The sequence below is a fragment of the Pseudomonas sp. MWU13-2862 genome, assembly GCF_023242495.1.
Lineage (GTDB): Bacteria > Pseudomonadota > Gammaproteobacteria > Pseudomonadales > Pseudomonadaceae > Aquipseudomonas > Aquipseudomonas gingeri_D.
Window position 1 is genome coordinate 81470 of the sequence record NZ_JALMEZ010000017.1, and the last position, 13878, is coordinate 95347.

Below are 13878 nucleotides of genomic sequence, written 5' to 3' on the forward strand. Positions count from 1 at the left end.
CCGCCTCAATGCCCGGTGCTGAAGGCAATCGGCGCCGAATGGGCCAACCCGCCCCGGCACTTGAGCACCCGCAACTGCGCGGGACGGCCCTCGACGGCAATCCGCAGGGCCGCCGGCGACGGGTTGATCGCCTCCTCCAGCGAACGATAGGCGAAGGCCAGGGTCTGGCCGGTTTCCGCCGCCACCTGCAAGCGCCGCAAGGCCCGGTCATCGGCCTGCAGCGGCCAGCACAGCACCGCGCCGCAACTGCCGGAACGCAGGCATTGTTCGGCGGCCCACAAGGCATCCCGCGGCGGCGCCTGGATCACCGACAACTGCCGCAGGTCCACCCCCGCGCTCAACCACGCCTGGGGATAGGGCACATGGGGCGGTGCTACCAGGACAATGCGCTCGCCCCGAGCCGACAGCCGCGCCAGGGTCGGCCAGACCAGTTGCAACTCACCGACACCCTCCCCGGCAATCAGGATTTCCGTCAACGCTGCCGGCGGCCAGCCACCGCCGGGCAAAGCGGCGTCGAGGGTCACGTGGCCGCTGGGCTGGCGATCGGACTGCGGCTCGGCCAGCGGCGCGCCCGCCCGGCCTCTCCACACCCGCCGCTCGTCGAGCAGCGTATCCAGGGCCACCACCGCGCCCCTCATGCCGGCCGTACCAGACCGCAGAACACGCCTTCGATGGACAACTCCTGGTGCTCGGGATCGACAACGATAGGCTCATAGGCCGGGTTGCGCGGCAACAGGCGGATGCCCGCGGCCGTCCGTTCGAAGCGCTTGATGGTGACCTCGCCTTCCAGCCGGGCCACGACGATCTGGCCGTTGCGCACCTCGCCCGTGCGGCGTACCGCCACCAGGTCACCGTCAAGAATGCCATCGCCGATCATCGAGTCGCCCTGCACCTGCAGCAGGTAATCCGGCGCCCGGGAAAACAGGGCGGGGTCGAGCAGCAGGCGGCGATGCTCCTGGGCATCGACATCGATCGGCCGGCCCGCCGCGACCCGGCCCAGCAGCGGGATATCCAGCAACGCGGCCCGGGGCGCCTGATCGAGCAGGCGGATGCCTCGCGCCTGATGGGCGTTGACCTCGATAAAACCGCCCTCGGCCAAAGCCACCACGTGCTTGCGTGCCACGCTGCGGGAGGCGAAACCAAAGGCCTCGGCGATCTCGGCAAGGCTCGGGGGCTGGCCGTTACGCACGATGCGCTCGCGGATAAAGGTCAGGATGGCGGTACGGCGGGGAGTTAAAGTCGTCATGGAGTACATTTGTACTCCTGTGGGATTTCCCTGACAAGAGCCATCAGTCGAGACACGGGCTTGCCCACATCGGCTTCGTGAAAGCCAATGGCCAGGTCCGAATATCGGAATAGGTTTCCACTCTCTATATCAGAATAAAACTACAGAACTATCTCACCCATAAAACATTGAAGCCTCTTTCTTACAACCACAACTAACAACTCTTCGAATCCTTCCCATCCATACTTCATAAAATCAATAAGCACATATTGAAAAATGAAATCATCTTGCTATATTCACTCGGGCATCCCCCATTGAAAACAGCCCCCCTGGCCTGCTCATCCATAAAAGTTTCAACCGTTATCCGGAGACCGACATGCCCCATTCCAACTTCCACTCTCAGGAACGTCTCGCCATCATATTGAACAGAGCAATAAGCGATGAATCATTCGCCGCGCAGTTGCATATCAATCCAGGCAACGCCGGTAAAGACCTGGACATGCCCCTGCGGATCGACGAAGTGGTGGCGCTCAAGGGCCTGGACCTTGGGCAATTGGTGGCGGCCTCGAAAGCCCTGCACAGCCCGCTCACGGCTCGCGCCAGTTTCGACCAGCAACAGGTTCGAACCGATTAAGCCCGCGCCAGCGTCCGAAAGATATCGCTAGGATGAATATCATGAAGCGCTTGTTACGCCCCACTCAATAAACCTCCAACGAACGTCTATTGATTCTCGCTGCTCCGAGCACGGCCAACACTTTAAATTCCGACACCTCTCTTTTTTGAAGGAGGGTTATTGCGCGCTCGTCATTTATCGAGTTACATCCCGAGGACACCGACATGACCACCCGATTGCAATCCCAGCTCGACGAACTGTTCCAATACAACACGTTTTTGCCCGATGCCACCCCGGACCGTTTTCACCGTTTGCTCGATCGACTCAGCCAACAGCGCTACAGCACCTTCGCCGCACTCTATGCCGAATGCTTCCAGCGTTTCGAGGGCAATCCCAGGCTCGATCCGTTTTTCTCCAGTGCGGTGCACCTGATCCTGCTGCCGGTCACCCAGCGCCGCCTGATCATCAACGATCCGGTGTTCCAGATCTGGATGGCCCTGGCGTTTCAACATGCCAACGCGGTACTGACCAAACAGGCGGACAACACTGCCTCCTTGCAGGATATGCTCCTGGAGTTGCCGGCAGTGCTGCAACGCATTACCCAGACGGCGGTCGATCACAAGTATTCGAACCATCCGCCGATCCGGCGCTTCAATGTCGATCCGCTGATCGCCGCCACGACACCGCCCAGCTATGAGTTCCCCGAAGACGAAAGCACCCGCAAACACCTGGAGCGCAGTGGTTACTCCCTGCACTTTTTCCGCGACGTGGTCAGCGTTGCCCTGTCGCGTATCGCCAATACCTGGCCGGCCTGCTACGAGCAGTTCCGGCACCTGGTCAAGCTGATCTGCTACCTGCCCGACAGCACCTTCCGCAGCTGTTCGGCGGCGCGCTACACCGGCGTTATCCTGCTTTCGGCCAAGGACCACTCGATTCTTGAAATCGAAGAATCGCTGGTCCATGAAACCACCCACCAACTGTTGTACAGCCTGGTCGAGGTCTGCCCGATCATCGATGAGCAACGCGCCGGGGAACGCCTGTTCAGCCTGCCCTGGTCCGGCCTGCAGCGCGATCTCCATGGTTATGTCCATGCCTTCTTCGCCGCGCTTGCCCAGGTCAAATACCTGGAGCGCGTGCGCCAGCGCCCGGCCTCGGAAATGCAACGGGCCGAAGAGCGGATGCTCGACATCCTGCGTGGCCTGATCAAGGCCCTGCCGGAACTTGAGGCCTGTGACGAGTTCACGCCCCGGGGCCGGACCTTCATGGACAATCTTGCCCTGGAGGTGCACGCCTTGCGCAGTCGCCATGCCGGCCTGCTGAGCCAGTCGAGCGCAACGACGGGCAACAAGCCGGCCATGGGCATGGCCGTGTAGAAAACAGGGTTGCCGGCGGGCTAGTTGGGATCGAGCAATCCGCCCGTCCAGTTGTGCGACACCCGGCTGCCAGTGAATTTCGCCGCCACCGAACCTTGCGCGATCAGGCGGTCGCGGTGGCGGGTGACCATCCGCCCGGCCTGGGCCGCCTGCAGGATCACCTCGGAAGCGGCGTCCCCGGGGCGCCCGACGATCCGGGCAAAACGCTGCCCTTCCTCGACGAAGTCGCCCAGTTCCTTTTCAAAGACCAGCACCCCTGGCCGTGGCGCCAGGATTGTCTCCATATGCCCCATCTCCACCGCCTGCACCGGCCAATCCAGCAGCGGCGGTGCCTCGTCGATCACCCCGACGGCACACAGCCAGGCATACAGGCCATCGGCATCCTGCCCGGCCAGGTGATCGCTGACATCGCCCTGTCCGCGCAACTCCAGGGTCGCGGCAAAACGTTGCGCGCTATCGCCGTCGCGCAGCCAGGGGGCGATAAGGGTTTCCTCGAAGGAACCGTCGCCGCCGTCATCCCAGATGATCGCCAGGTCCATCTTCAGCGCCGCCGCCAATGCCTGGCCCTTGGGCCAGAACGCACGGTGGATATAGACATAGGGCAACGCTTCGTCGTCGGTGTGCAGGTCGAGCACCAGGTCCGCCGTGGCCGCCAGTTCCACCAGGCATTTTTGCCAGTGCTGGACATTGGTCGCCGGCCGCGCCAGCGCCTGCGACTGGTCGAATGAGCGATTGAAGTTCTGCCCGGTGCCCTCATGAAAGCGCCCGAGAATCCGTCCATGGCGAAACTGCCCGATACCCAACGGGTTGGCCTGGGGCACCACGGTCACGCGGCCCTTGAGGCGGCCCTCGGACTCGGCTTGTTGAAGGCGTGGCATCAGCAGGTGCAGCACCAGCATGCCGGCGATCTCATCGGCATGCACCCCGGCCTGCAAATGCACCTTCGGCCCCTCGCCGCCGCCCTCGAAACGCCAGGCGCCAACCTTCAAGTCCTCACCGTTATTGCCCCGGATGCTGAACGAAATATCCCGCGCCATAACCTTGCCCTCTTCTCATAAACGTTGAAAATCAATCCATCGTCAGCCTCGACAGTGGAAATTGAACGTACGTTCAATTAAGCTCGCCAACCTGGCCTCGAACCCAAGGATTCCCGTGAGCACCGACACCCGAAAATTTCGCCGCGCCGAACCTGACGAGCGTCGCGACCTCTTGATCGCCGCCGCCCTGCGCTGCCTGGCCCGGGACGGCCATGCCGGCATTTCCGTCCGGCGTATCGCCACCGAGGCCGGCGTCTCCGTCGGCCTGCTCAACCACCATTTCGGCAGCATCGATGCGCTGATCGCCGACACCTACCACAAGCTCGCCAGCGAACTGACCAGCACCCTGCTCGAAGAGGTCCGCCAGGCCGGCAGCGCCGCGGACAAGCTCGAAGCCTTCCTGGTCGGGTCCTTCTCGCCACGGATCATGGACCCGCAATTGCTCGGGGTCTGGGTGGTGTTCTGGAGCCTGATCCGCCACTCCGAACACGTCAGCCAGTCCCACGAAAAAAGCTACCGCGCCTACCTCGACCTGATCCGCCAACTGCTCGACGACCTGGCCAGCGCCGAAGGTTTCACGATCCATGACAGCCGCCTGGCCGCCATCGGCCTATCGGCGATGCTCGACGGACTCTGGCTCGAGTGGTGCCTCAACCCCGAGACCTTCAGTCCCGCCAACGGGCTGCATATCTGCCGCTGCTGGGTAAAGGGGTTGCGTCACGGAGCATTCGGCGCCGACGACGTCCTGTGAGGCGTGGCGGCCGAAGACCATCGCCAGGGTGCCGCTGAGGGCGATCAGCCCGGCACCGATAATCAGCGACAGGTCCATCAGCGTGCCCCAGATCAGGCTCGAGAGCAGGAACGCCCAGATCAGCCCGGTGTACTCGAACGGCGCCAGCAGGGTCGCGGTGGCCCGCTGGAAACTGGCGAACAGCAGGAACTGGCCGATCCCGCCCACCAGCCCCGCGCCGAGCATCCCCAGCCAGGCCGGGGTCGATGGCGGTGTATGGGTCCAGGGCAGCGCCAGGGCCATGCAGATGACAAACACCACGTTGGTGATCAGCATCTGTTCCAGCACCGAGGTCTGCTCATCCACCTGCCGTAGCTGGATGTAGGTAAAGGCCCAGCACAGCGCCGCCAGCAGCGTCAGCACGATGGGCCAGGGGTCGGTCATATTGCTCGGGCGACAGGCGATCATTACACCGACAAAACCGATGATCAGGGTGAACCATTGCCAGCCCGTGGCGCGCTCCTTGAGGATCAGCGCCGCCAGCACCGTGACCATGATCGGCGCGGAGAAATACAGGGTGGTCATCTCCGCCAGGGTCAGGTCCCGCGCCGCCGTGTAATACAGCAGCCAGGCGACGATCGAGAGCAACCCGCGCACCACCAGCAGGCGTCGGCTCGGCGACTGCCAGGCACTGCGCACCAGACGCAGGCGCCCGGCCAGCAGGCAGGCCGCGACCACCACCAGGCCGCGCCAGAACAGCACGGTAATGACCGAATAATCCGCCACCAGCCACTTGATGGCCGCATCCTGCAAGGCCAGGAAGGCATAGCCCAGCGTGCACAGGCCGATGCCCTGCAACGAACGGTCGACCCGTGGCGTATGGTTCATCACACCGACCTGCGCATCGGCGTTCCGCGCCGTTCGGCGAAGGCAAACAGCGCCTCGATCAGAAAGGTCAGGCAGACATAGACCCCGGCCACCAGCAGCAACGGCTGGTAGACCTGCAATGTCTGCGCCCGGACCACGTTGGCCGCCCCCAGCAGGTCGATCACCGCAATGGTCGAAGCCAGCGCCGTGGACTTGAGCAGCATCACCGTCTCCCCGGCCAGGGTCGGCAGCAACAAGCGCATGGCCCGCGGCAGGCGCACCCGCAACAACGACTGGCGCGGGGTCATGCCGAAGGCCGAAGCCGCTTCCATCTCGCCCTTGGGCACCGCCAGCAACCCGCCACGAATCACCTCGCCGACATAGGCGCCCACCGACAGCACCAGGGCGAACACGATGTACCAGTAGCCGTCCCGCAGGTAAGGCCAGAGAAAGCTGCCGCGCATCAACGGAAACTGTGCGAACAGACTGCCCAGCCCGTAGTAGAAGATGTAGATCTGGATCAGCAGCGGCGTCCCGCGCAGCACGCTGGTGTAGAACAGGCTGGCCTTGGCGACCAGGCGGTTTTTCGACATCCGGGCCAGGGCCACCAGCACCGCCAGCCCGAAGCCCAGCACGCTGGAAATCAGCAACAGGCTGATGGTCGTTTGCAGTCCACGGCCCAACAACGCCGCGTATTCGAGTGTCCACTCTGGAATCATTTCATTCACTCAGCCAAAGGCATCCAGCGACGGATCCGTCGCTCAAGCCGTCCCGACAGGTAGTTGGACACCAGCGTCACCGCGTAATACAGCGCGGCAGCCGTGAGGTAGAACAACAGGTAGTGGCGCGTCGATCCCGCGCCCTGCTTGGCGGTGTACAACAGCTCGTTGGTGCCGACCACGCTGATCAACGCACTGTCCTTGATCAGGTTGATCCACAGGTTGGCCATCCCGGCCATGGCGTAGGGCGCCATGATCGGCAAGGTGACCCGGCGGAACAGACCGAAACCGCTCAAGCCGAAGGCCTTCGCCGCTTCGATCTGACCGAAGGGAATCGCCTGGATCGCCGCGCGGAAAATCTCCGAGGCATAGGCACCCTGGACCAGTCCCAGCACCAGGATCGCCGCCAGCGGGCCGCTGACATTCAGCGCGTCATAGCCGAGCCGGGCCATCAGCGAGTTGAGCAGCATGGAACCGACGTAGTACAGCAAGAGGATCAGCAACAACTCCGGAACCGCCCGGAACAACGTGGTGTAGCCGCGCATCAGCGCCGCGATCGGTTTCGGCGCGCCCAGCTTGAGGCAGGCCACCACCAAACCGATGAACAGCCCGACCGCAAAGGCCCCGGCCGATATCTGCAGGGTCATCCAGAGCCCCTTCAACAGCGCACTGCCCCATCCCTGTTCGCTGAAATCGATCAATTCGAACATCGCTGGCTCTCCAGTCGGTGGTCTTGAAAGCGCCACCTCAGTCTGTAGGAGCAGGACTTGCCCGCGAAGCTTTTGGCGCCCTCGAGGGCCCCTTCGCGGGCAAGCCCTGCTCCTACAGGTTCTGCGTTTTCCGTAGGTTGTGTGTTTAGGCCGGGCCGAACAGCATCACCGTCAGAACGCAGGTTTCACACTGGTACCAAAATAGTGCTGGGAGAGATCGTCGTAGTCCTTGCTCGCCAGCAAGGTCTTGATCGCCTTGTCGAGACGCGCCTTGAGGTCGGTGTCTTCCTTGCGCAGACCGGCGCCCACGCCCTTGCCGAAGATCGGGTCATAGGGCACCGCGCCCAGGTAGGCCAGGTCCTTGGCATCCGGAGTCTGGACGAAGGCCGTCATGGCCGTGCCGTCCGCCATCATCAGGTCGATACGCCCGGCAATCAGGTCGGCGTTGGCCGAATCCTGGGTGTCGTAGTACTTCACGTCGGCGACCTTCTCGTAGTAGGCCTTCAGGTAGCTGGCACTCACGGTGGAGTTCTGCACGCCGATGATCTTGCCCTTGAGGTCATCCGGGTACTTCTTCACCGAAGCGCCCTTGGGCCCGACAATCGCGATCACCGAATCGTAGTAGGCCTTGCTGAAGGCGATCTGCTTTTCCCGCTCCTCGGTCACCGACATGGAGGAGAAGATCACGTCGATCTTCTTCGCCAGCAGCGAGGGGATGATCCCGTCCCAGGCCACTTCCTTGATCTCACACTCGGCTTTCATTTCACTGCACAGCTTGTGGATCAGGTCGACTTCAAAACCCTTCCACTCACCGTTGGCCTGCTTCTCGGTGTACGGCGGATAGGGTTCGGCCGCGACCGCGAAGCGGATAGGCGCGGCCTGCGCCGCACTCATGCCGGCCAGCAGGACACAGGCCACGCCCGTCAACCAGTTTGCCAAACGTCGATTTCCCATGATGTTGTCCCGTCTTTTTATGTTGCGTTAGCGAGTCTGATGAGCGTTGACGAATTGTCGGCAACGCTCGCTGCGTGGGTGTACGAACACTTCATCCGGCGAACCGGTTTCCTCGATCAGCCCTTGATGCAGAAAGGCGACTTTGGAAGAGACATCGCGTGCGAAGGCCATCTCATGGGTCACCAGGATCATGGTCCGGCCTTCTTCGGCGAGGGAGCGGATCACCCGCAGCACTTCCCCGACCAGTTCCGGGTCGAGTGCCGAGGTGGGTTCATCGAACAGCATGACCTTGGGCCGCATGGCCAGGGCCCGGGCGATGGCCACCCGTTGTTGCTGTCCCCCGGAGAGAAACGCCGGGTACTCGTTGCGCTTGGCCGCGAGGCCCACACGCTCAAGCAAGGCTTCGGCCCGTTCAATGGCCTCGGCCCGACTCTCACGCAGGACCTGGGTCGGCGCTTCGATGAGGTTTTCCAGCACCGTGCGATGGGGCCAGAGATTGAAGTTCTGGAACACCATGCCCAGGCTGGAGCGGATGCGCACCAGTTGCTTGGCGTCGGCCACCAACGGCGCGCCGGGGCGGTCGAAGTTCAGGTGGATGCTTTCGCCGTCCACCAGGATACGGCCCTGGTCCGGCACTTCGAGCATATTGATACAGCGCAGCAAGGTACTCTTGCCCGAGCCGCTGGCGCCGATCAGCGAGATCACCTCGCCCTCGCGGGCCGTCAGGGACACGCCCTTGAGCACCTCGATATTGCCGAAGCGTTTGTGCAGGCGGTCGACCTCGATCATGGTCCTGGTCGCGACAGGTTGCGCAAGGCTTTCAACCTTCACGCCATTGATCACTGGCCGCGGGGGCTCGCCCTTGAGCACCCGGACAAACTCGCGGATACGCTGGCAGGCCTGGGCCAGGCGTTCTTCACCGAGGGTGAAGGAGATCCGCACAAAACCTTGCGCCGGCTCACCGAAAGCCGCCGCATCGAGTACCGAGACCCCGGCTTCGCGAAACAGCCGCCAGGCGAATTCCAGGGAGGTCAGGCCGGTCTCGCGCACGTCCACCAGCACGAACATGCCGGCATCGGGCTTGAGTACGGTAATGCCTGGACAATCGGACAAACCCGCCACCACCAGATCACGGCGGCGGCGATAGATCTCGCTCATCCCCCGGGTCACTTCGTCATGGGCCAGTACCGCCTTGAGCGCGGCCTCCATGACAAATCCCGGCAGGCCGTAGAGCATGCTCAACACCAGGTTTTCGGCATGGGCGACCAGCACCGGGTCGGCGATGATCCAGCCGATCCGCCAGCCGGTCATGGCGTGGGACTTGGACAGGCTGCCGACGGTCACGCAGCGCTCGGCCATGCCCGGCAGCGCCGCCAGGCTGACATGCTCGCGCTCGAACGCCAGGCTTTCGTAGACCTCGTCGACCACCACCCAGAGATCATGGGCAATGGCCAGGTCAGCGATACCTTGCAGCTCTTCGCGGCTGAGCACCACGCCGGTGGGGTTGTTCGGGTTGGAGAAAAAGATCGCCCGGGTGCGTGGCGTAATGGCCTTGGCCAGCCGCGCGGCATCGAGGCGAAAGCCCGAGTCTGAATCACACGGCACCCGCACCAGGGTCGCGCCGGAGGCCTTGAGGGTGGCCTCGTAGGTCACGTACATCGGGTCCAGGGCAATCACCTCGTCACCGGCGCTGAGCAGGCACAGCGAGGTGATGAACAAGGCGTTCTGCGCACCGGCCACGGTGATGACGTTTTCAGCTTGCAGCGGGCGCTCCAGGCGCTGGCTGTAGCGCGCGGCGATGGCTTCGCGCAAGGCCAGGCGACCGGCGATTTCGGTGTAGTGGGTGTCGCCTTCGCGAAGCGCCTGGATGGCCGCCTCGGTAATGAAATCGGGGGTGGGGAAATCCGGATCGCCGACGCTGAGGATGATCACATCCTCGCCGCGACGCTGGGCTTCGAACGCCGCGTGATGAATGTCCCAGGCGGCCACGCCGTCACCCGAGATCCGCTCAACAAAAGGTGAAAACCGCATGCCAGTGCCTCGTTCGAATTTGAAGAAACGCAAGCCCGCAACCCGCCGGGATGGAGCCAACATAGACGAAGCTGAACAGTCGTTCAATAGGGAAAATCGGTCCGCTTCGTGTTCAGCGTAAACAGGTCGTTTTCACGACAGTCGCGCCGTTTTTCAGCACTGGATCGCTTTGGTTTCGATGAACTCCTCCAGCCCTTCCTCACCCCATTCGCGACCGTTGCCCGATTGCTTGTAGCCGCCGAATGGCGCGCGGTAGTTGAAGGCCGCGCCGTTGACGAAGCACTGGCCGGCGCGCAAACGACGCGCCAGTTCCAGGGCCCGAGCCGGGGTGCCGGCCCAGACCGCGCTGGACAGGCCGAAGGGCGATTCATTGGCCAGGCGTATGGCCTGTTCCTCGTCCTCGTAGGGCATCAGGCAGAGTACCGGGCCGAAGATTTCTTCCTGGGCGATGCTCATGCCGTTATCGACATCGGCAAACAGTGTGGGGCGCACGTAGAAGCCGCGCTCCAATCCTTCCGGCAAGGCACCGCCGCCACTCAACAGCCGGGCGCCTTCCTGCTGGCCGACGCGGATGTAATCGAGCACGGTGCGGCGCTGGGACGCCGAGCACATGGGCCCGAGAAAGCTCTGTGGGTCCAGGGGATCGCCGACCTTGAGGCTTTCGCTTTCGGCCCGCGCCAGTTCCAGCGCCTCGGCGTAGCGACTGCGGGGAATCAACATGCGGGTCAAGGCGGTGCAGGTCTGCCCGGAGTTGATCATCACGTCCTGCACGCCATGGCGCACGGCGGCGCCGAGATCGGCATCGGCAGTGATCAGAAAGGGCGACTTGCCCCCCAGCTCCAGGCAGACCCGCTTGACCGTCGGCGCGGCGGCCATCGATACCCGTACACCGGCGGCGGTGGAGCCGGTGAACGAGACCATGTCCACGTCCGGGTGCCGGGCCAGGGCTTCGCCGACCTTGGCGCCGGGGCCGCTGACCAGATTGAAGACCCCGCCCGGCAGGCCGATGGCGTCAATCATTTCAGCCAGCAGGAAGGCATGCAGCGGGGTTTCCTGGCTCGGCTTGACCACCACCGTGCAGCCTGCCGCAAGAGCCGGCGCGAGCTTGCCGATCAATTGATGCAGCGGGTAATTCCACGGGTTGATAAAGGCGCAGACGCCCACCGCCTCGCGGATCACCAGGGAGTTGCCGACTTCCCGTTGCTGCTCCATCAGCGCGGCGATTTCGGCGTAACTGAGCAGGCCTTCCAGCGGGCCGTCGACCTGGACCGACTGGCACCATTGCACCGGCATACCCAGTTCGGCAGTGATCAACGCGGCCATTTCACCGGCGCGGGCCTTGAGTTGCCGGCCCAGTGCGCGGATATAGCCGGCACGTTCACTGGCCGGGGTTCGTGACCAGTTGGAGAAAGCCCGGCGTGCGGCGGTGACGGCGCGTTCGACGTCACGTTCATCGCCGAGGGGAACTTGCCCGGTCACGGTTTCAGTGGCCGGGTTGATGACTTCGGCGACGCCGCTGCCATGGGGGACGACCCAGTCGCCGTTGATATAAAGATGGGTGTAGGTGGTCATTGTTATTGTTTTCCATCATCAGGGAAGGACGAGGTTTTCCGGTGGAGTTTCGACGGACTTGAGGGCCTCTTCGCGGCGGTGCGGCGATCCGACAAGCCCTGCTCCTACAGGTTTCGGTCGTACACATGATCCGTGGCCGACTCCGAACTGTAGGAGCAGGGCTTGCCCGCGAAGACGTCAGCCCAGACAAAACAGCTTCAACGGGCGCAGGCGTGCTTCAGCTCAATCAGGGTCACCCCCGCATGGCCAAAGCCCGTCCGCAGATCGCGCTCCAGCTCATCCAGGCTCTGCGGTTCACACACACGGCAACCAAACGCCCGGGCCAGCAGGGCGAAATCCGGATTGCGCGGCAACACCCCCACCGGTTCGATATCCAGGCTGAGCATGTCGTCGCGGATCTGCCCGAGGGCATCGTTGTTCCACAGCAGCACCACCAGCGGGCTGTCCAACTCCTCGACAGCGGTCGCCAGTTCCTGAACCGTGTAGAGAAAACCACCGTCCCCCACCAGCACCAAACCTGGCCGTTGCGGGGCGCCGAACTTGGCCCCGATCCCCGCCGGCAAGCCATAACCCAGGGTGCCGTAGCCGGTGGGATGCAACCAGCTGCGTGGGGCGCGGCTGGCAAAGGCGTAATTGCCCGTATAAGCCAACTGGGTCATATCGCTGCTGATAACGGTGTCAGCCGGCATCGCCGCCGCAATACGGTCGAGAATCCGCTGATGGATCATCTGTAACGGACCGTGGCCAGCGCGCAAAGCCACCCGCAAGGCCGCCACTGCCTTGACCGACTCATGGGAGTCCCGGGCCTGCACCGGCAGACGTTCCAGTAAATCAGCGAGGGTCTGCTGTGCATCCCCCCGCAACGCCACGGCACAGGGATAGAAGTCGTTGAATTTGCGCGAGTCGATATCGACCCGGATCACCTCTCCGGTCAGCGGCAGGCGTTCACGCCAATAATCGGTATCGGCCATTTCGGTGCCGACCGCGAGCACCACATCGGCCTGCGCGATCAGCGCCCAGCCGGGTTCGACACACAGGCTGGAACCGGCATTCAACGGCGCATCCGGCGCCAACAGACCTTTGCCGGCAACACTGGTGAACAGCGGCGCGGCCAGGCGTTCGCTCAAGGCCTGCAACTCGGCCCCGGCGGCCAGCGCACCTCCCCCCGCGATAATCATCGGGCGCTTGGCCTGTTGCAGCCGTCGGGCAGCCTCTTCCAGGGCTTGCACACTCGGCAACCCACGTCCGGGACGACGCACTACCTCGCCACTCCAGTCACGGCTGATCGGCCCGGCCAGCACATCCAGAGGCACCGAAATATGCACCGGCCGTGGCCGCTCGCTGTCGAACACGGCAAAGGCACGGGCGATCAGTTCCGGCAGGTCGTCGGTGCTCAGGGCCACCGCCGAAAATGCGGTGATAGGCGCGGTGATCGCCCGCTGGTCCTGGGTCTCGTGCAGGCAACCCCAGCCCTTGCCCAGGCTAGCGGTGTGGTTGACGCTGGAAATCACCAGCAGCGCAATCGAGTCGGCGTAGGCCTGGCCGATGGCGGTCGCGGCGTTGGTCACGCCAGGGCCGGTGATGATAAAGCAGACGCCGGGCTTGCCACTGACCCGGGCATAGCCGTCGGCCATGAAACCGGCGCCCTGCTCATGGCGGGTCAGCACATGGCGGATGCCGCTGCCGGGCAGGCCGCGATACAGCTCCAGGGTGTGCACGCCGGGAATACCGAACACCGTGTCGACACCATAATGGGCCAGCAGGCGCACCAGGGCCTGGCCGCCGGTGAGCGTGGTGGAAGAAGCTTGCAGGGTCGATTGGGAGCTCATGCTAGCCCTCGTCTTGTTGTTGTGGAGTGATAGGGGACCGCCTGACGATATTAAACACTTGTTCAATAGCGTGACAATCCTTTTGAGGCACTCGAAAAAAAGCCACACGATCAACCCAACTTATTGTTTTTAAAAACAATAAATCCATATCTGGTGTCTCTCGACGCAGACCTGTTACATCTTTGAACATCCCTGTCCTCAGCATTAATTACCACCTC

General features: G+C 63.2%; 12 protein-coding genes and 1 pseudogene. 3 read left to right on the top strand and 10 right to left on the bottom strand.

Annotated elements, in window-relative coordinates; translation table 11 throughout:
* Positions 1 to 5 precede the first annotated feature (5 nt).
* Together imuA and lexA are read right to left on the bottom strand one after the other, a co-directional pair.
* On the bottom strand, positions 6 to 638 hold the full coding sequence (gene imuA, locus M5C56_RS26630) for a translesion DNA synthesis-associated protein ImuA (protein WP_103497217.1): 633 nt from the start codon (positions 636 to 638) through the stop codon (positions 6 to 8).
* Entirely contained in the window at positions 635 to 1255 is a 621-nt protein-coding gene (gene lexA, locus M5C56_RS26635) for a transcriptional repressor LexA (RefSeq protein WP_103497216.1), read from the bottom strand. Before lexA ends, imuA begins: the two co-directional genes overlap by 4 nt.
* Positions 1256 to 1601: 346 nt before the next feature.
* Between lexA and M5C56_RS26640 the strand changes: the two genes are divergently transcribed.
* Together M5C56_RS26640 and M5C56_RS26645 are read left to right on the top strand one after the other, a co-directional pair.
* Positions 1602 to 1859 (top strand): Os1348 family NHLP clan protein, encoded by a 258-nt coding sequence (locus tag M5C56_RS26640; protein WP_103497215.1) that lies wholly within the window; start codon positions 1602 to 1604, stop codon positions 1857 to 1859.
* Between the two features lie 203 nt (positions 1860 to 2062).
* Positions 2063 to 3211: an HEXXH motif-containing putative peptide modification protein gene (locus tag M5C56_RS26645; protein WP_103497214.1), complete on the top strand. Its 1149-nt coding sequence runs from the start codon at positions 2063 to 2065 to the stop codon at positions 3209 to 3211.
* A gap of 20 nt (positions 3212 to 3231) precedes the next feature.
* Here the strand turns inward: M5C56_RS26645 and M5C56_RS26650 are convergent, their stop codons facing one another.
* Positions 3232 to 4248: a succinylglutamate desuccinylase/aspartoacylase family protein gene (locus tag M5C56_RS26650; protein ID WP_103497213.1), complete on the bottom strand. Its 1017-nt coding sequence runs from the start codon at positions 4246 to 4248 to the stop codon at positions 3232 to 3234.
* A 115-nt stretch (positions 4249 to 4363) separates the two neighbouring features.
* On the opposite strand from M5C56_RS26650, the pseudogene M5C56_RS26655 reads away from it, so the two are divergent.
* A pseudogene (locus M5C56_RS26655) lies at positions 4364 to 4903 on the top strand (TetR family transcriptional regulator C-terminal domain-containing protein); the annotation flags it as partial.
* On the opposite strand, the gene M5C56_RS26660 reads toward M5C56_RS26655, so the two are convergent.
* The 7 genes from M5C56_RS26660 to M5C56_RS26695 form a co-directional block, all read right to left on the bottom strand.
* Entirely contained in the window at positions 4859 to 5866 is a 1008-nt protein-coding gene (locus M5C56_RS26660; RefSeq protein WP_103497211.1) for a DMT family transporter, read from the bottom strand. The pseudogene M5C56_RS26655 and the gene M5C56_RS26660 sit on opposite strands and share 45 nt — an antisense overlap.
* The gene (locus M5C56_RS26665; RefSeq protein ID WP_103497232.1) at positions 5866 to 6564 is read right to left on the bottom strand and encodes an ABC transporter permease subunit; all 699 of its coding nucleotides are present in this window, start codon (positions 6562 to 6564) and stop codon (positions 5866 to 5868) included. Before M5C56_RS26665 ends, M5C56_RS26660 begins: the two co-directional genes overlap by 1 nt.
* 5 nt (positions 6565 to 6569) lie before the next feature.
* Positions 6570 to 7274 carry an ABC transporter permease subunit gene (locus tag M5C56_RS26670; RefSeq protein WP_103497210.1) on the bottom strand — a complete coding sequence of 235 codons (705 nt, stop codon included), beginning with the start codon at positions 7272 to 7274 and terminating at the stop codon, positions 6570 to 6572.
* A gap of 171 nt (positions 7275 to 7445) precedes the next feature.
* Positions 7446 to 8228, bottom strand: coding sequence for a transporter substrate-binding domain-containing protein (locus M5C56_RS26675; RefSeq protein ID WP_103497209.1), 783 nt, complete (start codon positions 8226 to 8228; stop codon positions 7446 to 7448).
* Between the two features lie 27 nt (positions 8229 to 8255).
* The gene (locus M5C56_RS32420) at positions 8256 to 10259 is read right to left on the bottom strand and encodes an aminotransferase class I/II-fold pyridoxal phosphate-dependent enzyme (protein WP_103497208.1); all 2004 of its coding nucleotides are present in this window, start codon (positions 10257 to 10259) and stop codon (positions 8256 to 8258) included.
* A gap of 153 nt (positions 10260 to 10412) precedes the next feature.
* The gene (locus M5C56_RS26690; RefSeq protein ID WP_103497207.1) at positions 10413 to 11831 is read right to left on the bottom strand and encodes an aldehyde dehydrogenase family protein; all 1419 of its coding nucleotides are present in this window, start codon (positions 11829 to 11831) and stop codon (positions 10413 to 10415) included.
* Positions 11832 to 12028: 197 nt separating this feature from the next.
* Positions 12029 to 13660 carry a 5-guanidino-2-oxopentanoate decarboxylase gene (locus M5C56_RS26695; RefSeq protein ID WP_103498729.1) on the bottom strand — a complete coding sequence of 544 codons (1632 nt, stop codon included), beginning with the start codon at positions 13658 to 13660 and terminating at the stop codon, positions 12029 to 12031.
* Positions 13661 to 13878: the final 218 nt, after the last annotated feature.